The organism is Agromyces larvae (assembly GCF_022811705.1).
In the GTDB taxonomy this organism is placed as follows: domain Bacteria; phylum Actinomycetota; class Actinomycetes; order Actinomycetales; family Microbacteriaceae; genus Agromyces; species Agromyces larvae.
Map to the genome: position 1 here is coordinate 2,672,201 of NZ_CP094528.1, position 23,806 is coordinate 2,696,006.

General features: G+C 68.6%; 27 protein-coding genes and 1 pseudogene. 18 read left to right on the forward strand and 10 right to left on the reverse strand.

Features of this window, described 5'->3' with window-relative positions:
* Positions 1 to 318 precede the first annotated feature (318 nt).
* A complete protein-coding gene (locus tag MTO99_RS12900) occupies positions 319 to 1,662 on the reverse strand; it encodes a hypothetical protein (protein WP_243554049.1) in 1,344 nt (447 codons plus the stop codon).
* Positions 1,663 to 2,019: 357 nt separating this feature from the next.
* Here MTO99_RS12900 and MTO99_RS12905 point away from each other — a divergent pair, with 357 nt between their 5' ends.
* The 3 genes from MTO99_RS12905 to MTO99_RS12915 all read left to right on the forward strand — a co-directional run bounded on the left by MTO99_RS12905 (position 2,020) and on the right by MTO99_RS12915 (position 3,308).
* A complete protein-coding gene (locus tag MTO99_RS12905) occupies positions 2,020 to 2,364 on the forward strand; it encodes a hypothetical protein (RefSeq protein ID WP_243554050.1) in 345 nt (114 codons plus the stop codon).
* A 144-nt stretch (positions 2,365 to 2,508) separates the two neighbouring features.
* Positions 2,509 to 2,706: a hypothetical protein gene (locus MTO99_RS12910; RefSeq protein ID WP_243554051.1), complete on the forward strand. Its 198-nt coding sequence runs from the start codon at positions 2,509 to 2,511 to the stop codon at positions 2,704 to 2,706.
* Complete coding sequence (locus tag MTO99_RS12915) at positions 2,703 to 3,308, forward strand: hypothetical protein (RefSeq protein ID WP_243554052.1); 606 nt, start codon at positions 2,703 to 2,705, stop codon at positions 3,306 to 3,308. Before MTO99_RS12910 ends, MTO99_RS12915 begins: the two co-directional genes overlap by 4 nt.
* Positions 3,309 to 3,372: 64 nt before the next feature.
* On the opposite strand, the gene MTO99_RS12920 is transcribed toward MTO99_RS12915, so the two are convergent.
* Together MTO99_RS12920 and MTO99_RS12925 are read right to left on the reverse strand one after the other, a co-directional pair.
* A complete protein-coding gene (locus MTO99_RS12920; protein ID WP_243554053.1) occupies positions 3,373 to 3,783 on the reverse strand; it encodes a hypothetical protein in 411 nt (136 codons plus the stop codon).
* Complete coding sequence (locus MTO99_RS12925; protein ID WP_243554054.1) at positions 3,780 to 4,007, reverse strand: hypothetical protein; 228 nt, start codon at positions 4,005 to 4,007, stop codon at positions 3,780 to 3,782. The genes MTO99_RS12920 and MTO99_RS12925 overlap by 4 nt, the downstream gene beginning before the upstream one ends.
* Before the next feature lie 145 nt (positions 4,008 to 4,152).
* On the opposite strand from MTO99_RS12925, the gene MTO99_RS12930 reads away from it, so the two are divergent.
* The gene (locus tag MTO99_RS12930; protein WP_243554055.1) at positions 4,153 to 4,461 is read left to right on the forward strand and encodes a hypothetical protein; all 309 of its coding nucleotides are present in this window, start codon (positions 4,153 to 4,155) and stop codon (positions 4,459 to 4,461) included.
* Here the strand turns inward: MTO99_RS12930 and MTO99_RS12935 are convergent.
* Positions 4,458 to 4,808 (reverse strand): hypothetical protein, encoded by a 351-nt coding sequence (locus tag MTO99_RS12935; protein WP_243554056.1) that lies wholly within the window; start codon positions 4,806 to 4,808, stop codon positions 4,458 to 4,460. The two genes, MTO99_RS12930 and MTO99_RS12935, sit on opposite strands and share 4 nt — an antisense overlap.
* 61 nt (positions 4,809 to 4,869) lie before the next feature.
* On the opposite strand from MTO99_RS12935, the gene MTO99_RS12940 reads away from it, so the two are divergent.
* Positions 4,870 to 5,475: a tyrosine-type recombinase/integrase gene (locus MTO99_RS12940; RefSeq protein ID WP_243554057.1), complete on the forward strand. Its 606-nt coding sequence runs from the start codon at positions 4,870 to 4,872 to the stop codon at positions 5,473 to 5,475.
* Positions 5,476 to 5,669: 194 nt separating this feature from the next.
* The gene (locus tag MTO99_RS12945) at positions 5,670 to 5,861 is read left to right on the forward strand and encodes a hypothetical protein (protein ID WP_243554058.1); all 192 of its coding nucleotides are present in this window, start codon (positions 5,670 to 5,672) and stop codon (positions 5,859 to 5,861) included.
* Positions 5,862 to 6,244: 383 nt separating this feature from the next.
* Here the strand turns inward: MTO99_RS12945 and MTO99_RS12950 are convergent, their stop codons facing one another.
* On the reverse strand, positions 6,245 to 7,864 hold the full coding sequence (locus MTO99_RS12950) for a monocarboxylic acid transporter (RefSeq protein ID WP_243554059.1): 1,620 nt from the start codon (positions 7,862 to 7,864) through the stop codon (positions 6,245 to 6,247).
* The gene (locus MTO99_RS12955; RefSeq protein ID WP_243554060.1) at positions 7,864 to 8,262 is read right to left on the reverse strand and encodes a DUF485 domain-containing protein; all 399 of its coding nucleotides are present in this window, start codon (positions 8,260 to 8,262) and stop codon (positions 7,864 to 7,866) included. Before MTO99_RS12955 ends, MTO99_RS12950 begins: the two co-directional genes overlap by 1 nt.
* Positions 8,263 to 8,444: 182 nt before the next feature.
* On the opposite strand from MTO99_RS12955, the gene MTO99_RS12960 reads away from it, so the two are divergent.
* From MTO99_RS12960 to MTO99_RS12975, 4 genes are read left to right on the forward strand one after another with little or no spacing between them, the layout of a single operon-like run.
* The gene (locus MTO99_RS12960; protein ID WP_243554061.1) at positions 8,445 to 9,668 is read left to right on the forward strand and encodes a sensor histidine kinase; all 1,224 of its coding nucleotides are present in this window, start codon (positions 8,445 to 8,447) and stop codon (positions 9,666 to 9,668) included.
* Positions 9,665 to 10,417, forward strand: a complete 753-nt coding sequence (locus MTO99_RS12965) for a LytR/AlgR family response regulator transcription factor (protein ID WP_243554062.1) — start codon at positions 9,665 to 9,667, stop codon at positions 10,415 to 10,417. The genes MTO99_RS12960 and MTO99_RS12965 overlap by 4 nt, the downstream gene beginning before the upstream one ends.
* Positions 10,414 to 10,938 (forward strand): hypothetical protein, encoded by a 525-nt coding sequence (locus MTO99_RS12970; protein WP_243554063.1) that lies wholly within the window; start codon positions 10,414 to 10,416, stop codon positions 10,936 to 10,938. The genes MTO99_RS12965 and MTO99_RS12970 overlap by 4 nt, the downstream gene beginning before the upstream one ends.
* Positions 10,939 to 10,951: 13 nt before the next feature.
* Positions 10,952 to 12,430 carry a sodium/solute symporter gene (locus MTO99_RS12975; RefSeq protein WP_243554064.1) on the forward strand — a complete coding sequence of 493 codons (1,479 nt, stop codon included), beginning with the start codon at positions 10,952 to 10,954 and terminating at the stop codon, positions 12,428 to 12,430.
* A gap of 79 nt (positions 12,431 to 12,509) precedes the next feature.
* On the opposite strand, the gene MTO99_RS12980 is transcribed toward MTO99_RS12975, so the two are convergent.
* Positions 12,510 to 12,845, reverse strand: a complete 336-nt coding sequence (locus tag MTO99_RS12980) for a hypothetical protein (RefSeq protein WP_243554065.1) — start codon at positions 12,843 to 12,845, stop codon at positions 12,510 to 12,512.
* 707 nt (positions 12,846 to 13,552) lie between these two features.
* Between MTO99_RS12980 and MTO99_RS12985 the strand changes: the two genes are divergently transcribed.
* The 3 genes and pseudogenes from MTO99_RS12985 to MTO99_RS12995 all read left to right on the forward strand — a co-directional run bounded on the left by MTO99_RS12985 (position 13,553) and on the right by MTO99_RS12995 (position 15,771).
* Positions 13,553 to 14,779 (forward strand): IS256 family transposase, encoded by a 1,227-nt coding sequence (locus tag MTO99_RS12985; RefSeq protein ID WP_243553753.1) that lies wholly within the window; start codon positions 13,553 to 13,555, stop codon positions 14,777 to 14,779.
* Positions 14,780 to 14,836: 57 nt separating this feature from the next.
* A pseudogene (locus MTO99_RS12990) lies at positions 14,837 to 15,268 on the forward strand (RNA polymerase sigma factor); the annotation flags it as partial.
* Positions 15,265 to 15,771, forward strand: coding sequence for a hypothetical protein (locus MTO99_RS12995; protein ID WP_243554067.1), 507 nt, complete (start codon positions 15,265 to 15,267; stop codon positions 15,769 to 15,771). The pseudogene MTO99_RS12990 and the gene MTO99_RS12995, both read left to right, overlap by 4 nt.
* Positions 15,772 to 15,816: 45 nt before the next feature.
* On the opposite strand, the gene MTO99_RS13000 is transcribed toward MTO99_RS12995, so the two are convergent.
* Complete coding sequence (locus MTO99_RS13000) at positions 15,817 to 16,449, reverse strand: GNAT family N-acetyltransferase (RefSeq protein WP_243554068.1); 633 nt, start codon at positions 16,447 to 16,449, stop codon at positions 15,817 to 15,819.
* A gap of 114 nt (positions 16,450 to 16,563) precedes the next feature.
* Here MTO99_RS13000 and MTO99_RS13005 point away from each other — a divergent pair, with 114 nt between their 5' ends.
* On the forward strand, positions 16,564 to 16,782 hold the full coding sequence (locus MTO99_RS13005) for an antitoxin (RefSeq protein ID WP_243554069.1): 219 nt from the start codon (positions 16,564 to 16,566) through the stop codon (positions 16,780 to 16,782).
* Positions 16,783 to 16,956: 174 nt separating this feature from the next.
* Here the strand turns inward: MTO99_RS13005 and MTO99_RS13010 are convergent, their stop codons facing one another.
* Positions 16,957 to 18,243, reverse strand: coding sequence for an adenylosuccinate synthase (locus tag MTO99_RS13010; protein ID WP_149160769.1), 1,287 nt, complete (start codon positions 18,241 to 18,243; stop codon positions 16,957 to 16,959).
* 5 nt (positions 18,244 to 18,248) lie between these two features.
* Positions 18,249 to 18,800 carry a DUF3151 family protein gene (locus tag MTO99_RS13015; protein WP_243554070.1) on the reverse strand — a complete coding sequence of 184 codons (552 nt, stop codon included), beginning with the start codon at positions 18,798 to 18,800 and terminating at the stop codon, positions 18,249 to 18,251.
* A 105-nt stretch (positions 18,801 to 18,905) separates the two neighbouring features.
* Here MTO99_RS13015 and argG point away from each other — a divergent pair, with 105 nt between their 5' ends.
* The 4 genes from argG (at position 18,906) to MTO99_RS13035 (ending at position 23,660) form a co-directional block, all read left to right on the forward strand.
* On the forward strand, positions 18,906 to 20,333 hold the full coding sequence (argG, locus tag MTO99_RS13020; protein ID WP_243554071.1) for an argininosuccinate synthase: 1,428 nt from the start codon (positions 18,906 to 18,908) through the stop codon (positions 20,331 to 20,333).
* 74 nt (positions 20,334 to 20,407) lie between these two features.
* Entirely contained in the window at positions 20,408 to 21,052 is a 645-nt protein-coding gene (locus tag MTO99_RS13025) for a TetR/AcrR family transcriptional regulator (RefSeq protein ID WP_243554072.1), read from the forward strand.
* 17 nt (positions 21,053 to 21,069) lie between these two features.
* Positions 21,070 to 21,717 carry a hypothetical protein gene (locus MTO99_RS13030; protein ID WP_435520757.1) on the forward strand — a complete coding sequence of 216 codons (648 nt, stop codon included), beginning with the start codon at positions 21,070 to 21,072 and terminating at the stop codon, positions 21,715 to 21,717.
* Positions 21,714 to 23,660 carry a YhgE/Pip domain-containing protein gene (locus tag MTO99_RS13035; protein WP_243554074.1) on the forward strand — a complete coding sequence of 649 codons (1,947 nt, stop codon included), beginning with the start codon at positions 21,714 to 21,716 and terminating at the stop codon, positions 23,658 to 23,660. The genes MTO99_RS13030 and MTO99_RS13035 overlap by 4 nt, the downstream gene beginning before the upstream one ends.
* Positions 23,661 to 23,806: the final 146 nt, after the last annotated feature.

A 23,806-nucleotide genomic window follows, 5' to 3' on the forward strand; every position in this document is an offset into this window, starting at 1 on the left:
TCGCGGTCCTGGAGGCACCGTCCGTGTAGACGGCGTTCGGGGGCCAGCCCTGATGCGCCACCGTGGCGGCGGCGTACGTTGGCGCGCATGAAGTCACCAACGCCGCATCTCGATACACGTACGGGCCCTCTTCCGTGGAAGGATCCCGGTCCTTTCGGCCACCCCGGCATCTACGTGTTTCGGAACGAAGTGTGGAAGGGGAAGCCCGACGAGCCAGGATCCATCGGCCGATCCATCGACGGCGTCCGAGCCGAGGTACTCACCCCGCACTGAATTCGTTGACAGACAGCCACAACGAGCACGCAACGCGACTTGCCGCTACGCCGTCTCCGGATTCACCTTCTCGAACCCCCAGCTCCACGGTGCCGGCCGCCGCCATTGTGGGTTCGACGGATCGAACCCTGGGAAGAACGGTGCGAGATCGTCCGCCCGGAAGGGGCGTGGAGCCGGCATCCGCAGGGCACCGAGCGTGGGATCAAGCTGATCCGCGTAGGCGCTTGCCCACGTAGCCCACTCACGACATGCGTCCGCATCATCCGCAATCAGCTGCGCTGCGGTGGCCTCGAGAGCAGCCACGAAGTCCCGGATCTCGCGCGATTGCCGCCACAGCTCGACTTGGCGGTGGAGCTCCTCAGCGCGCCGCGACTCGGTGAGCCGCTGGATCGCCTTCTGGCGTTCGACTCGCCACTCCTCCTCGCGTTCGATCGCGATTTCTTTCGCACGAATTCGATTGCGCTCAGCGGCCAGCCGGTGCATAGGGATCTGGTGGAACAACTCGGTGAGCTTGTCCTCGACTCGACCGGACCGGTTGTCCTTGATCTGCGCCGTCTTGACCGTGCGGTTCGTGTTGAGAGCGACGCTCAGTCGGCCACTTGGCTGGAACGACCAACCGTTGCGCGCCTTCTGCCACGCCGGCATTGCGAGGAACTCTGGATCGTTCCACTGGAAGTTCCTGTGTTTGCTACCCGGGGCCGCGATTTCCTTGATCTCGAGGTAGTAAACACGCCCGTCATCGCGGATCTCCAGCACTGGACCGTACGCCACTCGCTTATACGCAATCCCCTCGCGTTCGAGCGCTTCAAGGACGCCCTGCAGGATCCGACATACTCGATCAACCAAGGCACCACTAACGAAATGCCACTGTTTCTCGCGCTTGTACTCCGTCACAATCGGATGCGGTCGAACGAGACGCGCCCGAACCGTAATCGCGAATGCCGGCACCTCATCAGCGAGGTGATCGCTTAGGAACCAGTCGAAGACCTTGCTCCCCCAACCGCCTACCGGCTTCGCGTCGAGCCGTTTGTGCAGCGGCCTCAGCGGCGAACTCAGCGCATGCTTCTTGATGCTCCCGACCGCCTGCTCAGACAAGCCCTCCATCCGCACCTTCCCGTCAGGAGCTTCCATGACGAGCGTGAGGATCTCGTCACATTTCCGCCGAGTCTCGATCTTCTTGACGGGGTGAGCACGAGCTTTCACGCCGGCATCCGTAAGGGTCGCCGCCCACATATCGCCTTGGCCGGTGATGGTCACCAACCCTCGTCGCTCCAACGCACGTGCCGTGATCCGTTGCGCGAAACCCTCGTACCTGTCTGGCGGATGGCCTTCGGCGATCCACCCCAACACCTCGAATTGCTTCTCGTTCAACGGAGCTCGCTCGGCCATGGCTGAATCTTTCCCCGGTGCCGTCGTCCAGCGCGACCCCCACGTCCTAGTCCGCCTGTCGCGCCGAGTACCAGTGTCGGAGGGACTGGCTAGCGTCGCATTCATGCACGAATTCCTTGGCCTCGACGAGGCGGAGAACCGCGCAGGGTACGCGGTCGCGATCTGGCGCTGCAGTTGCGGGCGAAGAGGCTCAGGCAGCCGCACGTACGCTGAGGCACGGGCTGGTTGGATCAAACACGCACGTGGCCGCGCACGCCGGGGTGAGTGGTAGCCGCATCCCGCGAGCCTGTGCAGCCTCTGGGCCGGCACCACTTTGTTGGCTGTCGCGGCTACTCTTGATATGAGAAGGGAGGGCTCATGCCGAAACGAATGCCGCTCTCCCGAGCCCTCCGCGAAGCAGTTGCCGATGCCATCCGGGATGGCGGCGGTCGAAACGCCACCGCACGCCAATTCGGCATCTCCCCCGGATCCGTTACCAACATCGCCCGCGAGTTCCACCTCTGGTTCGAGAACGACTGGCAGACAACCACAACCGCAGAAGCACACCGGATCGGTGCTGCAGTTGCACGCCTCGAGAAGGAGGACCAACTCATCAACCAGCTACTCACCACCTCCACGATCCGGCTCCGTGACGGGCGAGAGACCAAGGCGCACCGGCGGATCAGCTACGCGCTGTACAACCTCCGCCGGCACCACGGCTGAGCCCCTGTGTCCCCCGTAGTGGGTGATCAGGATCGGCGGCACCATTCGCAATTCAAAGGATCCGCGAATGCTCGCATGCTAACGTGTCGTATCGCACCAACCGGTCGTATCCGACCAATCCGACAGATCTTGGGAGATGATCGCATGGCCACGGCAGCCCTCGGCGGAGTCTACGTACTCTCCGACAAGGGGGCTTCCGAACTGGCGGCGATGGTCAGCAAGGGAAGCGCGCCGGTCTCGTCGCCGGGCTTCACGTCGCAACTGGGCGACGCCAGCACATCGAGCGGCCGGCTCTCCGAACTCGACAGGTTGGCGCGCCGAGCTTCCTCCGCTAAGCGGTGAGCGGGCCGCAACAGCCCGCGATCGAGTACGACGTCTTCGCACTCTCTGACATCGCGCAGGACAAGTACTCGACGCTGCGGGATCGTGTGCACGAGCGACTCGCCGCATTCGACTGTTCACGATCGACTCACCTGCAAAACTTCGCACGGTCGGAAGTGCACAGGTGGGAAGCTCACGGGCACAGCAGGACCTACGTGCTGATCACGCCCGACGATGAGTACGGGATTGAAGTCGCCGGCTTCTTCACCATCGGCCTGACGTCGCTCGACTTCAGCAACGCATCGAACTCAGCACGGAAACGGCTCATGGGCTCGATCACGATGGAACAGACCGGCGCGTACTCCATCGCCGAACTCGCCCGCTCAGACCGATACTCGAACCATCAGCTTCCCGGAACCATCCTGGTCGACGAAGCAAAGCAAGTCGTGAAACGAGCACGCAGCTACGTCGCGGGCCGGTTCCTTGTGGTCGACGCCCAACAAAAGGTCTTCGAACGTCTCTACGAGCCCGCCGGGTTTCGACACGTCAGCGTCGCAGAGGCGCCCCGCGGTATGGAAGATCGCGACTTCATCACCGCCTGTTGCGTCATCAAGGATTGGTAACCGTCCGGTCCACGTACACCGGTCACACCTACGCGCGCGCGTGAGGCGCGCGTACACGTGTATGTCAGAACTCGTAGACAATCCCGGGAAATCTTTCCCCGACGTACTGGACTGCCTTGTCGCCGACCTTCACAAGGGACTCATTCGGGTCCAGTTCCTGCTGAACACGTGACTCATCTGATCGAAGCGATTCATGGCGCTTAGTTTCGCCGAACAACATCCGGTTGAATCCGACTGACTCGATGGTGCGGAACGTCCGGCCGACTGACAGCCTCGGGGTGACGGAGACGATTTTCACTAGGGTCTTGGCGATCTGAATTGAGTCCAGTACCTCTTTGGTATCTGGATCGCGAATGTCCTCTCCTTTGTCGCTGAGGATCGCAAACCTCATTCCAACCTCGACTCCCGCGTCGGAGCCTTTGTTCAGCGCCACATCCGTGGTGTTGAGCACGCGGGCAACCTTTGCCTCGATCACGGCTTCTCCTCAGGGGTGGTGACCGGGCTCAGATCATGTGTATCTGTCCAGTCTTGAATCGAGCTTGCGACCTGGTCCTCAATCGCGCTCAGACGGACACTCAGGTCACCCAGCGCCGTCCTGGCGCCCCCGGCCGAACCGTCATCTACAGCTGCCTCGGCGACGGAGCGCGCGGTGTGAACCGCCTTGCCAATCTCTACCAGATGTCGGAATGCGATCTTCACCGAACTCGTGCTTGGCCGACCTCGCGCGAAAAGCATCACGCTTGCAAACTGCGCGACTGCTGTGAGGACGACGAAGAGGAGGCTCTGTGCGCCAGATGGCGGCTCCTCCGAGGACGCCCACATCGCAAGCCAACCCGTGAACCCGATGCTGATCAGCAAGGCGAGGACGCCGGCGAGGGTGAACCCGGGCCGCCGCAACCATCTACCGAAGGGCCGCCATCGCTCCATGCCGGCCATTCTGCCATTCTCGCGCACCGGCGAATGCTGGGACTTTCGGCGGTTCCGGGCCGCCTATGAAAAGCACTGCGCCGAACAGAACGTGGAGCCGCTACCAGTGATGATTGCACCCGATACGCTCTATGGCGAAGGAGTGGCGGGCCCCACGTCCCGCTATCTGGGGTTTATCGCCCTGATGATCGAGGCTGCTGAAATCCCTGACGCATTGGACTTCTAGACGACAACCCACGCATCGAACACGCTGCGGACCTCGCGGCGTATCAGCGCGGTCCTTCGCGCGCCGCGGAAGCCCAGCGAGTAGCGCAGGTTCGCCTGCGTCAGCTTCCGCGATCGCACCCTCTCATCGAGCGCACCCATCCGCTGTGCGGTGAACTCCTCATACGACAGCCCCTGCCGTACCAGTTCGCCCATCCGTTCCTCCCACGCTCGATTCTCCGCCTCGTCCGCCTGAAGGCAGGCGGTCTGGAACGCCCAGTTAGTGAGCACACGCCACGCCGACTCGTCCAAATCGCCCGGCCAACAGTGCCCCTCCGCGTCGGCAAGTAGGCGGTCCAGCTCGCTCACGTCGTGCCTGATCCCCCGCTCCCCAGTATCGCGCCGCACCAGCCCGAAGAAGGGCTCACAAGTGCCGTACGTCGCGTCCACAGCGCAGGTCTGGGCGCTGCACGACGCCATGCCGGAAGGGCTGAAGCCGGCAATCCTGCTCGGTGCCTTCGCGGGCCTCCGACGCGGCGAGATCGTCGCTCTCCGCACCACGGATGTCGACTTCATGCGCGGCGTCATCACGCCCGCGATCCAGAACGATGGGGAGCCACTCAAGACGGAGCAGTCACGAACGCCGATCCCAATCCCTTCGGATCTCGCGCTCGAGCTGAACAAGATGCCGGCGAAGTTCGGGTCCGACACGATCGTCGTGAACCCATTCGGGCGGAAGGCGTCGACGACGATGCTGAACGCCGAGTTCAAGGCCGCTCGAGAGAAGGTCAACGGGCTGCCCGACGGGTTCCGCCTGCACGACCTGCGCCACTACTACGCGTCCCTCCTGATCGCGTCCGGCCTGGACGTCAAGACCGTCTCCACGCTGGTGCGTCACGCCTCCCCGAGCATCACTCTCGACGTGTACGGGCACCTCTGGCCGGAGCGTGATGAGACAGGTCGCGCCGCCATCGCGAAGGTGTTCGCCGAACATCTTGCGGACTCCTCGCGGACTGGGGCCGCTACTCCCCAGTGATTCCGGGGTAGTTCCCACATGATCAACATGTAGGCGCCGGCCGTCTGCGCCTCCGCCGGCACCTGCACCACCGGCGCACGTCTGCGCCACTTCGATGCCCTCTGCACCAGCCGATCTGGCGCAGAGGGCGTCGTGCTGGCGCACCGGCGGCATCGACAGTGCCATGATCGACACGTGATCGAGGGGCGGATGCGATGAACTGGCTCATGATCCTCGTCGGCGCGCTGCTGATGGCCGTCGGCATCGTCTGGACGCTGCAGGGCTTCGGCGTGCTGCCCGGCTCCGCCATGAGCGGCGTGCTCATCTGGGCGATCGTGGGGCCGGTCGTCGAGATCGTGGGGCTGCTGCTGCTCATCATCGGGATCGCGCGACTGCGCCGGCGCTGAGCCTCCCGCCCCCTGGCCCCCGGCCCCCGCCCCCTGGCCCCCGCGAACGGCCGGCCCACCGGCCCGACCCACGCCTGCGCCACTTCGACGCGCTCTGCGCCAGTCGAACCGGCGCAGCGGGCGTCGTGCTGGCGCAGAGCCGGGCGTGGGCGTGCGCACGACGCCGGCCGGGGAGCGGCCGGAGGGCGGCGGGCGGCGGGCGGCCGGCACGCGACCACGTGCCCACACGAAAGAACGGGGCCGGATGCTCGTGGCATCCGACCCCGTCCTCGTTGTTCGACACGCCCTGGGCAGGCATTCCTGGCCGTGTCGAGCCGGTCCGGCGGCGGGCTCCCCCGCCCGCCGCCGGGGTCTGGTCGGCTCCGGGCCGACGGCAGCGCGGCCTAGTGCTGCACCGCCTTCTCGGCGCCGATGCCCGTGAGCGAGCGCACCTCCATCTCGCTCTGCTTGGTCGGGTCCTCCTTCGACTTGTCGAGGACGGTCCCGATCCAGCCGAGCAGGAACGCGAGCGGGATCGAGATGATGCCCGGGTTCGAGAGCGGGAAGAACGCGAAGTCGATGTCCGCGGTCTTCAGCATGGATGCCTCGGAGCCCGACACGACCGGCGAGAACGCGATCAGCACGAGCGCCGAGATGAGGCCGCCGTACATGCTCCAGAGCGCGCCCTTGGTGGTGAACCGCTTCCAGAACAGCGAGTACACGATCGTCGGCAGGTTCGCCGACGCGGCGATCGCGAACGCGAGCGCCACGAGGAACGCCACGTTCTGGCCGTTCGCGGCGATGCCGCCGATGATCGCGACGATGCCGATGACGACCACCGTGCGACGGGCGACCTTGACCTCGGCGCCCGCCTCGGGCTTGCCCTTCTTCACGACCGACGCGTAGATGTCGTGCGCGAAGCTCGCGGCCGCGGTGATCGTGAGGCCGGCGACGACCGCGAGGATCGTCGCGAACGCGATCGCCGAGATCAGGCCGAGCAGCAGCGGCCCGCCGAGCTCGAAGGCGAGCAGCGGGGCGGCCGAGTTCACGCCGCCGGGCGCGGCGGTGATGACCGACGGACCGACGAGCGCCGCGGCACCGTACCCGAGCACGAGGGTGAACACGTAGAAGATGCCGATCAGCCAGATCGCCCAGACGACCGACTTGCGGGCCTCCTTCGCGGTGGGCACCGTGTAGAAGCGCATCAGCACGTGCGGCAGCGCCGCGGTGCCGAGCACCAGCGCGAGGCCGAGCGAGATGAAGTCGATCTTCGACGCGTCCGAGACCCCGTACTTCAGGCCCGGGTCGAGGATCGCCGGGTTCTCGGCGACCGCGACCGCGTTGTCGAGCAGGGTCGAGAAGTTGAAGCCGTTGAGCGCGAGCACCCAGACCGTCATGACGGCGGCGCCCGCGATGAGCAGGATCGCCTTGATGATCTGCACCCACGTGGTGCCCTTCATGCCGCCGATGAGCACGTAGAGGATCATCAGGGCGCCGACCACGGTGATCACCACGGCCTGGCCGACCTGGTCGCCGACCCCGAGCAGCAGCGACACGAGACCGCCGGCACCCGACATCTGCGCGAGCAGGTAGAAGAAGCACACGACGAGCGTCGTGATCGCCGCGGCGATGCGCACCGGCTTCTGCTTCAGCCGGAACGAGAGCACGTCGGCCATGGTGAACTTGCCGGTGTTGCGCAGCAGCTCGGCGACCAGCAGCAGCGCGACGAGCCACGCCACGAGGAACCCGATCGAGTAGAGGAACCCGTCGTACCCGGTGACGGCGATGGCGCCGACGATGCCGAGGAACGACGCCGCCGAGAGGTAGTCGCCCGCGATCGCCGATCCGTTCTGCCCCCCGGTGAACGAACGGCCCGCGGCGTAGTAGTCGGACGCGGTCTTGTTGTTGCGGCTCGCGCGGAACACGATCACGAGCGTGATCGCGACGAAGACGCCGAAGATGCCGATGTTAAGCCACGAGTTGTCGGCTGCAGCCGTGGCGGCGGTGGATTCGAAGTGCAGCATCAGCGGGTCGCCTCCTCAGCGGTTGCCGAGCCGACGCCCGACGCGGTCGACCCGAAGTCGCCGCCCTCGATCTCATCGCGGATCTGCTCGGCCTTCGGGTCGAGGTGCTTGTTCGCGTAGCTGACGTACCAGGTCGTGACGGCGAACGTGGTGACCACCTGCGCCAGGCCGAGGATCATCGCCACGTTGACGCTGCCCCACACCGGCGTCGACATGAAGTCGTGCGCATAGCTGGCCAGCAGCACGTAGGCGAGGTACCAGACGAGGCACGCGGCCAGCACGGGGAACACGAAGCTGCGGTGCGTTTTCCGCAGCTTCTGGAACTCGGGTGATGCTTGGACGGCTCCGAAGTCGACGGGCGGTGCCGTCGTCTCGGAGCTCAGGGCGTCGTTGCCCATGGCGTCTACTCCTTCGAGGGGGGTCGAGGCGCGGCTGCAGCCGCGCCGCTGCGTTCGCAGTGCAACGATTCTGGTGACGCCGCCGGCGAGCGGGAACACCGCGCCGCTCATCGTCGGTGAACGGCGGTGCTGGTGCGACGAACGGCGCGGCGAGCACGACGAACGACGGCTAGTTTGGTCAGGTGCCCGAGTCGACGCTGCTCGCGACCGCGGCCGGCGTGGTCGCCGGTGCCCTGGCGGTCGGCATCGTCGTGCTGCTGCGTCGGCTCGTGCTCGCGTCGAAGGAGCTCGGCACCGACGAGGAGCGGGCCACCTACCGCACCCTGCACCTGGCATCCCGCGCCGCCACGCATCTGCGCGGCGGGCTCGGCGGCGCCGAGACGGGCGGGCACGATGCGGCCCGCGCGGTGAAGCACCTGCGCGCGCTGCTCGGCTGCGACACGCTCGTGCTCGCCGACGCGACCGGGGTCGTCGCGGTGGACGGCGACGACGCGCTCGCCCCGGCGGCGGCTCAGCTCGCGGCCGAGGCGGTCGACTCGGGCCGCGCGCAGTTGCAGCGCCGGGTGCCCACGGCGACGGGCGAGACGGATGCCGCGGCCGCACCGATCCTCGTCGGCCGGCGTGCGGCCGGGGCGCTTGTGGCGTTCGCGTCGCCCGTGCGGGCGGGGCTCGTGCGCGCCACCGGCGAGGTCGCCGACTGGGTGGCCGCGCAGGTCGAGCTCGGCGAGCTCGACGCGAGCCGCGCGGCGCTCGCCGAGGCCGAGGTTCGGGCGCTGCGCGCCCAGATCAGCCCGCACTTCATCTACAACTCGCTGAACGCCATCGCGTCGTTCATCAACACCGACCCGGCCACCGCCCGCGAACTGGTGCTCGAGTTCGCCGATTTCACCCGGTACTCGTTCCGGCGGCACGGCGACTTCACGACCGTGGCCGAAGAGCTGCGGTCGATCGACTCGTATCTGCGGCTCGAGCGCGCCCGGTTCGGCGAGCGCCTGCAGGTGACGCTGCAGATCGCCCCCGAGGTGCTGTCGACCGTCATCCCGTTCCTGTCGGTGCAGCCGCTCGTCGAGAACGCGGTGCGCCACGGTCTCGAGGCGAAGGAGGGCGGCGGGCGCATCACGATCACCGCGGAGGACCAGGGCGCGTTCGCGCAGCTCACCGTCGAGGACGACGGCGTCGGCATCGACCCCGAGACGCTGGAGCGCGTGCTCGCGGGCGGACCGCCCGGCGACCACGTCGGGCTGCGCAACGTCGACGCCCGGCTCCGGCAGGTCTACGGGGACGAGCACGGGCTCGTCGTCGAGACGAACGTCGGCGCCGGCACCCTCGTGCGCATGCGCGTGCCGAAGTCGCAGCCTGGTCGCAGCATCCACCCGCCCGCCGCCGAAGAGAGGATGGAACGGTGATCAGCGTTCTGATCGCGGACGACGAGCAGCCCGCCGTCGACGAGCTCGCATTCCTGCTGCGGCAGGACCCGCGGATCGGTGTCATCCACCAGGCGTCGAGCGGCTCCGAGGCGATCCGGCTGCTCAGCCGCGAGCCGGTCGACGCGGCGTTCCTCGACATCCACATGCCCGGGCTCTCGGGCTTCGACCTCGCGCGCGCCCTCGGCCGGTTCGAGCACACCCCCGCACTCGTGTTCGTGACCGCCGACGAAGAGGGAGCACTCGAGGCGTTCGACCTCGCCGCCGTCGACTACCTGCTGAAACCCGTGCGCGCCGAGCGGCTGCAGCGTTCGGTGAGCCGGGTGGTCGAGGCGCTGCGAGCGAACGCGTCGCCGTCGACCGCGACCGGCCCGATGCCGGTGGCCCAGCCCGAGATGATCGCGGTGACGCTCGGCGGCACCACGCGCATGATCCGACGCGACGACGTGCGGTACGTGCAGGCGCAGGGCGACTACGCCCGGCTGCACACCGAGGAGGCGAGCTACCTGGTGCGGGTGCCGATGGCCGATCTCGAGCGGCAGTGGGCCGAGGCCGGGTTCGTGCGCGTGCACCGGTCGTACCTGGTGGCGCTGCCGCACCTCACCCGGGTGCGGCTCGGCGGGGATCACCCGAGCGTCACGGTCGGCGGCGCCGAGCTGCCGGTCAGCCGACGTCTGCTGCCGGGGTTGCGCGAGCGGGTCGAGTCGACGACGTTCCGGGCCCGGTCGTGAAGCTCCCTGAGCCCGTCGAAGGAAAGCTCCCCGAGCCCGTCGAAGGAAAGCTCCCTGAGCCCGTCGAGGAAAAGCTCCCTGAGCCTGTCGAAGGGAAGCTCCCTGAGCCTGTCGAAGGGAGCCGAACGGCCAACGGCGAGCTCCCTTCGACAGGCTCAGGGAGCTCAGCACCTCAGCGCGTGCGCGTGACCGCACCGCGGCCGGGCGGAGCATCCGTCGCCTGGAGCCGCGCGAGCGCACCGACCAGCGACATCCAGGGCGAGTACGTGCGCTCGCTCATCCGCTCGCAGCTGCGGGTCGCGCTCGTCTGCGCGGGCGGGTTCGTGGGCGCGACCATCGCGTTCCTGCTCGTCATCTCGCTCGTGCCCGACCTCGACGAGACCTTCGTGTTCCGCGTGCCGCTGTCGTGGCTGCTGCTGGCGGTGGGCGTGTATCCGCTCGCGATCACCGTCGCGGTGCTGTACGTGCGCAGCGCCTCGCGCAACGAGGCGAGGTACCGCTCGCTCACGGAGGACGCGTGAACGGGGGCGGCGCGTGAACCCCGCGATCGGGTACGCGGCGATCGTCGCCGTCGCGCTCGCGTCCGCACTGATCGGCTTCTACGGGCTGCGCGTGAGCCGCACCACGAGCGACTTCTATGTCGCCAGTCGTACGGTGCGGCCGTGGTGGAACGCGTCGGCGATCGGCGGCGAGTACCTGTCGGCGGCGAGCTTCCTCGGCATCGCCGGGCTGATCCTGCTCACCGGCTCGGCCGGGCTGTGGTTCCCGATCGGGTACACGGCCGGATACCTCATGCTGCTGCTGTTCGTCGCCGCGCCCCTGCGCCGGTCGGGGGCGTACACCATCCCCGACTTCACCGAGGCGCGGCTCGAATCGCGCTGGGTGCGCCGCGTGACGAGCCTGCTCGTCATCGTCATCGGCTGGTTCTACATCGTGCCGCAGTTGCAGGGCGCGGCCCTCACCGTGCGCATCACGACCGGGCTGCCGGCGTGGGCGGGGTCGCTCGCGGTCGCGGTGATCGTCGCGGTCGTGGTCGCGGCGGGCGGCATGCGGTCGATCACGTTCGTGCAGGCGTTCCAGTTCTGGTTGAAGCTCACCGCGCTCGCGGTGCCGGTGATCGCGCTGCTGCTCATCGTCGGCGGGCGCGGCGTCGAGCCCGAGCTGGCGCTCGCCGAGGCGTTCCCCGCCGCATCCGGGCCCGGCGAGCTCGACGTCTACCGCACCGTGTCGCTCATGGTGGCGTTGCTGCTCGGCACGCTCGGGCTGCCGCACGTGCTGGTGCGGTTCTACACGAACCCCGACGGCTCCGCCGCGCGACGCACGACCGTCATCGTGCTGGTGCTGCTCAGCGCGTTCTACCTGTTCCCCACCGCGTTCGGACTGCTCGGGCGGGCGTTCGCACCCGACCTCGCGGCATCCGGCGACGCCGACGCCCTCGTGCTGCTGCTGCCCGACCGCCTCGTCGACGGCCCGCTCGGCGACCTGCTCACCGCGCTGGTGATCGCCGGTGCCTTCGCCGCGTTCCTGTCGACGTCGTCGGGGCTCGTGGTGTCGCTCGCCGGCGTGATCAGCCAGGACCTCCTGGGCGGCAGCGTGCGCGGATTCCGCATCGCGGCGGTCGGGTCGACGCTCGTGCCCCTGCTGGTGGCGCTCGTCACGTCGCCGTCGGGCCTGGCCGGCAGCGTAGGGCTGGTGTTCGCGTTCACCGCGTCGACGCTGTGCCCGATCCTGCTGCTCGGCATCTGGTGGCGGGGCCTCACCGCGCGCGGCGCGATCGCCGGCATGCTCACCGGGGCGGTGCTGTCTGGTGCGGCGATCCTCGGCGGCCCCGCGCTCGGCGCAGCCTGGCCGGCCGCGGCCGCCGCGTTCGAGCAGCCCGCGGCCTGGACGGTGCCGATCGCGGTGCTCACCACGGTGGTCGTCTCGCGCACCGACCGACGCGGGGCACCGCGCGGCGCCGACGCCTTCCTGCGCCGACTGCACGTGCCCGAGGTGCGGCGCACGCCCCGCTAGACAGCGGATGCGCGCTGGTCGGGGGCCCTCTCATGCGCTATGGCGCTCTCAGATCGGCCGAGTCCCACGTGACATCGCTCTACTTCGCGCAGTCCTTCAGATCTATTCCGGCCATCTCTGCTTGCGGGGCGAGATCTTCCGCGCGGTCGACCGGCACGATACCCCTGGATTCGAGGCAAGCGCGCAGGAACTCCGCGCTCTCAGAGGCTCCGTAGTTCGCGAGCTGCCACTCGGTGTCGACCTGCTCGAACTCGGCGACATAGCAGCGCTGGTACGACCCGTCAGAAGCTGCATCGCCGCTGTACGAGAACGTGATGAGATAGTCCTTCTTCTCGACGGCGAAGAGGTCGTTTCCTGACGCGGTCATGCAGTCGCTGAAACGCTCGAAGGCACTCACGTACTCCTCCTCGGTCACGCCTCCTCGGAGTTCGCCAGCCTGTTCGGGTGATGCGGTGACCGGCGGTTCGGCGACGGCCAGAGGAGCCGCGCAACTGGTGAGAGAGGCCAGAAGAACAGGGAAGACGAGCAATGAAGCGTGTCGTGCTGCGCGCATAGTGTTACCCCATCTCATGAGTCACTCGACCGAGTCGAACTCGACGACCCCAACGGTCGATTCGATCGAACCAGGTAGATGGATCAAAGCACCGCACCGGGCGCGTGTCCTATGCCTCATTTCGATCTGAGACGCTTTGGTGTCGCACGAACAGTGTGGAGTCGAGGCGAGCTCCGAGCTGCGCACGGATCCATCGGACGAGGAGCCATGTACTCGAGATCCGGCCTGCTTGAGACGCTCGACTCTGCCGGGACAATCCCTTGAGAGACCGCATCAGAGAAGCGCTGAGCGATAGGACACGATGCCAAAGGAACTGAGCGACGATCGCTCCCGTCTTGAGAGGCTCAGCGGCGGCGACACAACAGCACTGACCGAGATCTATGAAGATTACCGGCGGGTTGTCTTCGCGCGTGCTTTCGTCGAGTTGTCGTCTCGCTCGGATGCGGGTGGCGTCCCCGGGTGTGGTGGGGTTTCCGGCAGGGCTCGCGGCGTCGTAGACGCTGGTGAGCCATCGTGCGATGGTCAGTGAGTACCGATCAAAGTCACTCACAGGAAGACACAAACGCACGATGGCTCTAGACCAGTCTGCCCTCCTCGAGCTCCTCGGGGAACTGCAGTCCACCGATGTCAGCGACCGGATCCGGCTCGCGACGCAGAAGCTCTACCAGGAGCTGATCGACGCGGAAGCGACTGCGTTCATCGGCGCCGCGTCCTACGAACGCTCGGAGGGGCGTGTCGCGGTCCGTAACGGGTCGCGTCCGCGGACGCTGACCACCACGGCCGGGGATCTGGATCTGCGGATCCCGAAGCTGCGACAGGGGTCGTTCTTCCCGTCGCTGCTGGAGCGGCGCCGCCGGGTCGATCAGGCGCTGTTCGCGGTCGTGATGGAGGCTTACGTCCACGGTGTCTCGACCCGGAAGGTCGACGACCTCGTCAAGGCGCTCGGCGCCGATTCGGGGATCTCCAAGTCCGAGGTGTCTCGCATCTGCCAGGACCTCGACGAGGACGTCGCCGCGTTCCGCGAACGGCCGCTGGACGCCCAGGACTACCCGTATGTGTTCGTCGATGCGACCTACTGCAAGGCCCGTGTCGGTCGTCAGGTTGTCTCGCAGGCGATCGTCGTGGCGATCGGCGTCGCCTCCGACGGCACCCGGCAAGTCCTCGGCTTCGACGTCGGCGATACGGAGTCCGAGCCGTTCTGGACGGCGTTCTTCCGGTCGTTGAAGGCCCGCGGTCTCGGCGGAGTGCGCCTGGTGATCTCCGACGCCCACTCCGGGCTGATCAAAGCCATCCAGGTCGCGTTCCAAGGCGTCTCGTGGCAGCGCTGCCGGGTTCACTTCATGCGCAACGTCCTGGCGAAGGTCCCCAAGGTCGCCGGCCCGATGGTCGCCTCCATCATCCGCACCGTGTTCGTCCCGCGCGGCAAGGCCAGCCTCGTCAAAGCACAGTTCGGGGAGGTCGTTCGCATGCTCGAACGCTCCCATCCGGCCATCGCCGAGATGCTCGAGGATGCCCGCGATGAGCTCCTCGCGTTCACCGGGTTCCCGGCCGCGCACTGGCAGCAGATCTGGTCCACGAACCCGCTGGAACGGCTGAACAAGGAGATCAAGCGCCGCACCGACGTCGTCGGCACCTTCCCCAACCCTGCCGCGCTGCTGCGCCTCGCCGGGCACGTCCTGATCGAGCAGCACGACGAATGGGACAGCGCCGACCGCCGCTACTTCAGCGACGCCTCCATGGCCCTGCTGAACACCACCGGAGAGGAGGACAGCATCCCCGAACTCATCGCGGCATAATCAGAAGCAGCTGACCTCGCCGGTGTTGAGAAACTCCACCACTCAGAGGGACGCCACCCGGATGCGGAAGAGGTCATGCAGGACACCTTCCTGCTCCTGTGGAAGAAACGTCGAAGAATACGACTTGTCGGCAACTCCGTGCTGCCCTGGCTCTTGACGAGCGCTCGATACTTGTCCGCCAATCGGCGCCGCTATCTGGGCAGAAGAGCCGCGGAACCACTCGAGCACAGCGACTCGATGGACTCGACTTTCGATCCCGGGGCGATCATCGCCCGCGACGAGTTCCAGCGATTCATCGATACCGCAGTGCTGAAGTTGCAGCCGCTTGATCGCGAGATACTGCGCCTTTGCATTGTCGAAGGGCTGACCTACAAGGAAGCTGCGGCCAGGCTCCGAACCACCCATGCCGTCGTTCGCAATCGATTGAGCCGCGCGCGAGCCGCACTCCGAGCGGATGTGTCCGCATACATCAGAACGGAGGAGAGATGAACGCGTTCGAACCGACCGCTCGAGACTATGACGAGCTCGGTCGAGACCTCATGGCCCGGGTGGGGAGAGTGACGCGCCGTGCGCGTCACATCAGGCGAGCAGTGGTGATCGGCGCAGTTGGAGCGATCAGTGCGTCGGTGATGGGAGCCGCTTGGGTTGTTCTCGCAAACCCTGTGATGCGGGAGACCGCCGCCAAATGCTACGAGGCGGCAGACACGACTGCGCCGTTCATCACGGTCGTGGGCGGTGAAGCAACGGATGGCAATGGACAGCCGCAGCCCACGAGCACCGACCCTGTCGAGATGTGCGCGGCCGCGTGGAGAATCGGTGCCATCGGCCTGAAGTCTTCTGCCCCGCCTGCCGGCAAGCCGAACCATGAAGTCCCTGATCTGGTGCCATGCCTTCAGAACGACGGCGTGACGGCGGTGTTTCCTGCTCGAGCCGACAACACGTCTGAAGAACTCTGCTCCTGGTTGGGTCTGACGGTGGCGCCCATCGACTAGTTCTCGCTCGACGCCCCCCACGCATCGGAGGCGGATCGTCCATCGCTACGTCAGCGTGACCGGTCCGTCGAACGCGGCCAGCCGTGCATCGAGCCCGGCACGCACCGCGGGCCATTCGTCGCGCAGCACCGAGTAGACGACCGTGTCCCGCCACGAGCCATCCGCCCGCCGTTTCGCGTGCCGCACGATTCCCTCGAAGACCGCACCGAGCTTCTCGATCGCCGCGCGCGAGCGCGCGTTGATCACGTCGGTCTGGATCTTCACCCGCTCGAAGCCGTGGTCGAACGCGAGCCCGAGCAGCAGCCGCTTCGCCTCGGCGTTGACCGCGGTGCCCCACACGCGCGGGTCGTACCCCGTCCAGCCGATGTGGGCGGCCTCGTTCGCGAGGTCGAGATCACCGAGCGTCGACGTGCCGACGATCGTGCCGTCGTCGGGGCCGCCGACGATTCGGATGGTCCACGGCATCTGGGTCGGGCCGGGCTGCCACTGCCCCGCAGCGAACGCCGCCCATTCCGCGTCGTCGTGCGGCAGACCCGCGGGGCCACCGCCGTAGCCGCCGGCGAACACCTCGGGGTGCACGAGCGCGGCGCGCAGGCCCGGCAGGTCGTCGGGGGCGAACGGGTCGAGGCGGATGAACCGGCCGATCAGCGGCTCGGCGGGCGGGCGGGTCGCGGTCACGCGTCGACACTACCCGGCGCGTGCCGACCACGCCCACCAGGCCTACCGGGCGCCGCCGCCCCGCAATAGGCTGGCCTGTGGCGGCGATGTCGCCGACCGGAAGGGGGAACCTCCATGAGTGGTCTCGATGACCTCGCCAAGCAGGCGGGGGAGTTCGTCGAACAGAACAAGGACAAGATCCAAGAGGTGCTGAAGAGCGAGCAGGCCGAGGACATCTCGGACAAGATCCTCGACGGCGTGGCCGACGCGGCCAACAAGGTCACCGGCGGCAAGTACGCCGACCAGGTCGACGGCGTGCGCGACAACATCGACAAGTCGGTGGGCAACCAGTAGCGGTCGCCTTCGACAGGCCCAGGGCCCTTCGACAGGCTCAGGGGGCTTCGACAGGCCCAAGGCCCTTCGACAGGCCCAAGGCCCTTCGACAGGCTCAGGGGGCTTCGACAGGCTCAGGGACCGGTGGTCGCTGAGCCTGTCGAAGCGAGCCGCCCTCCGACCAGCGCAGCGAACTCAGTCGAGCAGGTCGTGCACCTGCACGATCGCGTCGCGCGCCGGGCCCACGCCGATGGCCGAGATGCGCGACCCGCTCATCGCCTCGAGCGCGCGCACGTAGCTCTGCGCGTTCGCGGGCAGCTCTTCGAACGTGCGGGCGCCCGAGATGTCCTCCGTCCAGCCGGGGAACTCCTCGTACACGGGCTTGGCGTGGTGGAAGTCGGACTGCGACACCGGCACCTCGTCGACGATCGTGCCGTCGACGTCGTACGCGACGCACACGGGGATCTTCTCGACGCCCGTCAGCACGTCGAGCTTGGTGAGCACGAAGTCGGTGACGCCGTTGATGCGCGACGCGTAGCGGGCGATCGGCGCGTCGTACCATCCGGTGCGCCGTTTGCGGCCCGTGGTGGTGCCGAACTCGGCGCCGCGCTCGGTGAGGAAGTCGCCCCACTCGTCGAACAGCTCGGTCGGGAACGGACCGGCGCCGACGCGCGTGGTGTACGCCTTCACGACTGCGATGATGCGGTCGATGCGGTTCGGCGCGACGCCCGAGCCGGTGATCGCCCCGCCGCTCGTCGCGTTCGACGACGTGACGAACGGGTACGTGCCGTGGTCGACGTCGAGCATGGTCGCCTGGCCGCCCTCGAACAGCACGGTCTTGCCGGCGTCGAGCGCCTGGTTCAGCTCGAGCGCGGTGTCGCCGACCATGGGGCGCAGGCGCTCGGCGTACGACAGCAGCTCGTCGACGATCTCGTCGACGCCGATGGCGCGCCGGTTGTACACCTTCACGAGCAGGTGGTTCTTCTGGTCGAGCGCTCCTTCGACCTTCTGCCGCAGGATGCCCTCGTCGAAGAGGTCTTGCATGCGGATGCCGACCCGGTTGATCTTGTCGGCGTACGTCGGTCCGATGCCGCGGCCGGTGGTGCCGATCTGGCGCTTGCCGAGGAACCGCTCGGTCACCTTGTCGAGCGTGCGGTGGTACTGCGTGATGACGTGCGCGTTCGCGCTCACCCGCAGCTTGGAGGTGTCGAGCCCGCGTGCTTCGAGCGCGTCGAGCTCTTCGAAGAGCACCTCGATGTCGACGACGACGCCGTTGCCGATGACCGGCACCACGTTCGGGCTGAGGATGCCGCTGGGCAGCAGGTGCAGGGCGTACTTCTCGCCGCCGATGACGACGGTGTGGCCCGCGTTGTTGCCGCCGTTGAACTTCACGACGTAGTCGACGCGCGAGCCGAGCAGGTCGGTCGCCTTGCCCTTGCCTTCATCGCCCCATTGCGCTCCGACGAGTACGGCTGCGGGCATAGGTATCAGTCCTCTCGGGAGGGGTCGGGTGAGGGTTCGGCAGTGCCGGCGGCATCGGCGGCATCGGCTGCGTCGGCGGCGTCGGCCGCGTCCTGGGCCGCACGAAGGTCGGCGAGCGAGAGCTGCTGGGTCGGGGTGAACTCGCTCGCGATGCGCGCTGGCGCCGAGTCGTCGGCGCTGGCGAGCTCGGCCGCCGCGTTCGCCGCGACATCGTCGAGGCCGAGGGCGAGGGCGGCGCGGCGCTTCGCGTCGAGCCCGCGCAGGTAGGCGCGGTTGGGCTCTTCCGCCCACGACACGGATGCCCCTGGCCTCCACCCGGCGGCCGCGAGCTGGTCTCGGGCGAGGTCGACGGCGACGGTCGCGTAGGCGAACGCCTCGAGCGGGCGGCCCTCGGAATCGGCCAGGTCGGCCAGTTCGGTCCAGGCCAGAGGCGACGACGGATGCTCCGCGACGACCCCGTGGACGGCGGCGCGATCGCCGTCGGCGAGCGCCTCGCGCACCTCGGGTTCGTCGGCCAGACCGGCCTCGCGCTCAGGCGTTGCTTCGTCTGCAGTCACACTCAACCTTATCGCGAGGCCTTTTCGATGCGTCGAGCGGCGCAATGCGGCGTCGTGGCATCCGCCCGTCGTCGCACCCGACCGCACCCGATTAGGCTGGAGGCCATGTCGAAAGTCCTGTCCAGCCTTCCCGTCGGCGAGCGCGTCGGCATCGCCTTCTCCGGAGGGCTCGACACGTCGGTCGCCGTCGCGTGGATGCGCGAGAAGGGTGCCGTGCCGTGCACCTACACCGCCGACCTCGGCCAGCCCGACGAGCCCGATGTCGAGGCGGTGCCCGGGCGGGCGCTCGAGTACGGCGCCGAGCTCTCGCGGCTCGTCGACTGCCGGGCCGCGCTCGTCGAAGAGGGGCTCGCCGCCCTCGCGTGCGGCGCGTTCCACATCCGCTCGGGCGGCAAGACGTACTTCAACACCACCCCGCTCGGTCGCGCCGTCACTGGCACGCTGCTCGTGCGCGCGATGCGCGAGGACGGGGTCGACATCTGGGGCGACGGGTCGACCTACAAGGGCAACGACATCGAGCGGTTCTACCGCTACGGCCTGATGGCCAACCCGCGCCTGCGCATCTACAAGCCGTGGCTCGACGCCGCGTTCGTCTCCGAACTCGGCGGCCGCACCGAGATGAGCGAGTGGCTGCAGGCGCGCGACCTGCCGTACCGGGCGAGCGTCGAGAAGGCGTACTCGACCGACGCGAACATCTGGGGTGCGACGCACGAGGCGAAGAAGCTCGAAGAGCTCGACGCCGGCATCGAGATCGTCGAGCCGATCATGGGCGTGCGGTTCTGGGACGAATCGGTGCAGATCCCCGCCGAAGACGTGACCGTGCGGTTCGAGCAGGGCCGACCGGTGGCGCTGAACGGGGTCGAGTTCACCGACGCGGTCGACCTCGTGCTCGAGGCGAACCGCATCGGCGGCCGCCACGGCCTCGGCATGAGCGACCAGATCGAGAACCGCATCATCGAAGCGAAGTCGCGCGGCATCTACGAGGCGCCGGGCATGGCACTGCTCTACATCGCCTACGAGCGCCTGCTGAACGCGATCCACAACGAAGACACCATCGCGAACTACCACGCCGAGGGCCGCCGGCTCGGCCGGCTCATGTACGAGGGTCGCTGGCTCGACCCGCAGTCGCTGATGCTGCGCGAATCGCTGCAGAAGTGGGTCGGCTCGGCCGTCACCGGCGAGGTCACGCTGCGTCTGCGCCGCGGCGACGACTACACGATCCTCGACACCCGAGGCCCGGCGTTCAGCTACGTGCCCGAGAAGCTCTCGATGGAGCGGGTCGGCGACCAGGCTTTCGGCCCCGAAGACCGCATCGGCCAGCTCACCATGCGCAACCTCGACATCGCCGACTCGCGCGCCCGCCTCGAGCAGTACGCGCACCTCGGCATCGTCGGTGGCGCGACCGCCGCGTTGGTCGGCGACCTGCGCGAGGGCCAGGCCGCCGAGATCGCGTCCGGCGCCGGCGAGACCGAGCTGGATGTCGCGACCGACGCGGTGAACGAGGCCGCCGCGTTCGACCTCGGCACGGACTGACGCAGTCGCCGGTCGAGCGGCGGAGGGCCTCACGAAAACTTGCACACAAGTGTGCAAGATCGTAGACTGGGGTCATGCCCTCCGTCACCGACGCGGAGCGACGCGCACCTCGTCGGGACGCCGTCGCCAACCGTGAAGCCATCCTCATCGCCGCCGCACGCGTGCTCGCCGAGTCGCCCGACGCCCCGCTCGACGCGGTCGCTGCGGCCGCCGGACTCAGCCGTCGGGCACTCTACGGCCACTTCCGCGATCGCGAGGCCCTCGTGCGTGCGCTCATCGCCCACGGTGCCGACCGCCTCAACGCGGTCGCCCGGTCGGCGATCGGCGGCGACGAGCGCGTCGCCCTCGCCCTGCTCGGCGCCCGCATCTGGGAAGAGGTCGAGCAGGTGCGCGTCGTCGCCCGACTCGCGGTCTCCGACGCCTACGTCCAGCTCGCCGCCGAGGCGCTCGCTCCGCTGCGCAGCACGATCCGCGGCATCGTCGAACGAGGCATCCTGAGCGGTTCCCTCCGCGGCGACCTGCCGCCGGGGCTGCTCGCCCGCCTCATCGAAGAGTCGGCGATCGCCGTGCTCGCCGAGTCCGTCCGCAGCGGGCTCGACCGCGCGCAGGGTGCCGGGCTCGTGATGCTGTCGGTGCTGTCGACCGTCGGCCTCGGCTGGCGCGAGGCCGGCGCGCTCATCGAATCCGCACCCGCACTGCGGGCGGTGCGCTCGGCATGAGGGTCGAGCTTCGCGGCGTGAGCAAGGGCCGCAACGGGCAGGTGCTGCCCGCCACGACCGTCGGCTTCGAGTCGGGCCGCGCGACGCTCGTGCGCGCCGAGACCGAACAGCGCCCCACCGTGCTCGGGCTCATCGCGTCGGGCCGCATGCGCCCCGACACCGGCACCGTCACCATCGACGGTCGCGCCGGGTCGGGCACCATCCGTCGCCGGATCGCGCTCATCGACGCGCCCGCGGTCTCCGACCCGGCCCCCGACGTCACGGTCGCCGGGGTAGCGGCCGAGGAGCTCGTGTTCGCCGGCATCCCCTCGAACCCGGTTTCGGTCGCGCGCTGGCTCGACGACCTCGCGCTACGGCAGCTGGCGAGACATCCGATCGCCACCGTCGCACCCGCCGCTCGACTGCGACTGCTCACCGAACTGGCCATTCTGCGTGACGGCGTCGAGGGGCTCGTGCTCGTCTCACCCGACCGCCACGGCGGCGACCCGGTCGAGTGGTGGACCCTCGCCCGCGACCTCGCCGACCGCGGATTCGCCGTGCTCGTCATCGCGGGCGATGCGTCGGCCGCCGCGATCGGCGCGGCCGCGATGCTCGACCGCCTGAACGGACCCGATGCCGCCGACGATGCCGACGACCTGCTGCTCGCCGAAGGAGGGCTCGCGTGAAGATCCCGCAGCTCATCACGGCCGAGTTCCGCCGGCTCACGGCGACCCGGATGTCGCGCATCGCGCTCGTCGCGCTGCTCGCGGTGCCCGTGCTCTACGGCGGGCTGTACCTCTGGGCGAACCAGGACCCGTACGCGAAGTTCCCCGAGGTGCCGGTCGCACTCGTGGTCGACGACGTCGGCACGCCAGACGCCGACGCGACCGACGGCGTGCGCAACGTCGGCGAGGAGGTTGCCGACGAGCTCGTCGCCGACGGGGCGTTCGACTGGCACGTCGTCAGCGACGCCGAAGCCGCCGACGGTCTCGACCACTCGCGGTACGACTTCTCGGTCACCATCCCCCAAGACTTCTCCGAGGCGCTCGCCTCGGTGTCGACGGATGCTCCGCGACAGGCGCAGCTCGTGCTCTCGACGAGCGACGCCAACAGCTACCTCGCGACCACCATCGGCACGCAGGCCGTCGAGCGGATCCGTGCGGCCGTCGCCCAGCAGGTGAACCGCGAGGCCGCCGACACCCTGCTCACGTCGATCAGCGAGATCCGGTCGGGGCTCGTCGAGGCATCCGACGGGGCCGGCCGCCTCGCCGACGGCGCGGTGTCCGCGGTCGACGGCTCGGCGCAGCTGGCGACCGGATCCGCCGCCCTCGCCGACGGCACGGCAGCGCTCGCAGCTGGCAGCGCACAGCTCGCCGACGGCTCGGCCCGGCTCGTCGACGGAACCGCGCAGCTGGCCGCCGGGGCATCCGACCTCGACGCCGGCGCCGCACAGGTCGCCGACGGCAACGCGCAGCTCGCGGCATCCGCCGACCAGGTGGGCGACGCGGTCGCCGACGCCGCCGCCCGCGTGCCCGAAGCGCGACAGGCGATCGCCGAGGAGCTCGCCGCGCGCGGGGTCGACCAGGCGACCATCGACGCGGTGCTCGCGAAGCTCGACCCGCTCGCCGACCGCGTCGCCGACGGCAACGGCCGGGTGCAAGAGGTCGTCGGGAAGATCGACGCGCTCGCCGACGGCAGCCGGCAGGTCGCGGACGGCGCTTCCCGACTCGCGGCCGGCACGAGCGAGGCTGCGGCCGGAGCATCCGATCTCGCAACGGGGGCCGCACAACTCGCCGACGGTGCATCCACCGCAGCCGCCGGGGCCGTGCAGCTGCGCGACGGCAGCGCCGCGCTCGCGACCGGCCTGGGCGAGCTCGCCACCGGCGCCGACGACCTGCACGGCGCCCTCACCGACGGCGCCGAGCGGATTCCCGACACCGACGCCGCGACCCGCGCCGCGCAGGCCGCGACCATCGCCGACCCGGTCGACCTCGAGACCAGCGCGGTCACCGCGGCGGGCAGCTACGGCGCCGGGCTCGCGCCGTTCTTCGCCGCACTCGCCGGCTGGATCGGCATCTACGCATTGTTCCTCATCGTGAAGCCTGTGTCGCGGCGCGCTGTGACGGCGCTGCACTCGCCCGTGCGCGTCACGCTCGCCGGATGGCTCACACCCGCGGTGCTCGGGGCGGTGCAGATGGTCGCGCTGTTCCTCGTGCTCGCCGGTGCGCTCGGGTTCCGCATCGCACACCCGAGCATGGCCGTCGGCGTGCTGCTGCTCGCGTCGGCGACGTACGCGGCCATCATCCTCGCGCTGAACGTCTGGCTCGGGTCGGTCGGGCAGTTCATCGGGCTGGTGCTCATGGTCATGCAACTCGTGACCGCCGGCGGCACGTTCCCCTGGCAGACCCTGCCCGCCCCACTCGCCTGGCTGCACCACGTGCTGCCGATGGGCTACGTGGTCGACGCGATGCGGCAGGTCATGTACGACGGCGACCTCGCGCGCGCCGGCGGCGACGCACTCGTGCTGATCGGATGGCTCGCTGCCGCGCTCGTCGTCGCCGCGATCGGCGTGACGCGCATGACGCACTTCCGCACGGTGCGCGACCTGCAGCCGAGCCTCATCGGGTGAGCGGAGTGCGGTCGAGAGCCACTACCCTGCCTCATCGGGCGTGGAGCCGCCCGGCGCCGGCTCACCTCCCGAGTCGTATGGCGGCGGTGGCTGCGGGAGTGATCCCGAGCACCGCAGGTGCGGCCAGTGCAGTCACCGCGAGCACC

What these genes read in the sequence shown, in the direction of transcription:
- MTO99_RS12985 (WP_243553753.1), top strand. Translation starts at nt 13,553, where the DNA reads ATGGCTCTAGACCAGTCTGCCCTCCTCGAGCTCCTCGGGGAACTGCAG.
- MTO99_RS12950 (WP_243554059.1), bottom strand. Translation starts at nt 7,864, where the DNA reads ATGCTGCACTTCGAATCCACCGCCGCCACGGCTGCAGCCGACAACTCG.
- MTO99_RS13005 (WP_243554069.1), top strand. Translation starts at nt 16,564, where the DNA reads ATGAGTGGTCTCGATGACCTCGCCAAGCAGGCGGGGGAGTTCGTCGAA.
- MTO99_RS12945 (WP_243554058.1), top strand. Translation starts at nt 5,670, where the DNA reads ATGAACTGGCTCATGATCCTCGTCGGCGCGCTGCTGATGGCCGTCGGC.
- MTO99_RS12995 (WP_243554067.1), top strand. Translation starts at nt 15,265, where the DNA reads ATGAACGCGTTCGAACCGACCGCTCGAGACTATGACGAGCTCGGTCGA.
- MTO99_RS13010 (WP_149160769.1), bottom strand. Translation starts at nt 18,243, where the DNA reads ATGCCCGCAGCCGTACTCGTCGGAGCGCAATGGGGCGATGAAGGCAAG.
- MTO99_RS13025 (WP_243554072.1), top strand. Translation starts at nt 20,408, where the DNA reads ATGCCCTCCGTCACCGACGCGGAGCGACGCGCACCTCGTCGGGACGCC.
- argG (WP_243554071.1), top strand. Translation starts at nt 18,906, where the DNA reads ATGTCGAAAGTCCTGTCCAGCCTTCCCGTCGGCGAGCGCGTCGGCATC.
- MTO99_RS12910 (WP_243554051.1), top strand. Translation starts at nt 2,509, where the DNA reads ATGGCCACGGCAGCCCTCGGCGGAGTCTACGTACTCTCCGACAAGGGG.
- MTO99_RS12905 (WP_243554050.1), top strand. Translation starts at nt 2,020, where the DNA reads ATGCCGAAACGAATGCCGCTCTCCCGAGCCCTCCGCGAAGCAGTTGCC.
- MTO99_RS12955 (WP_243554060.1), bottom strand. Translation starts at nt 8,262, where the DNA reads ATGGGCAACGACGCCCTGAGCTCCGAGACGACGGCACCGCCCGTCGAC.
- MTO99_RS12900 (WP_243554049.1), bottom strand. Translation starts at nt 1,662, where the DNA reads ATGGCCGAGCGAGCTCCGTTGAACGAGAAGCAATTCGAGGTGTTGGGG.
- MTO99_RS12930 (WP_243554055.1), top strand. Translation starts at nt 4,153, where the DNA reads ATGCTGATCAGCAAGGCGAGGACGCCGGCGAGGGTGAACCCGGGCCGC.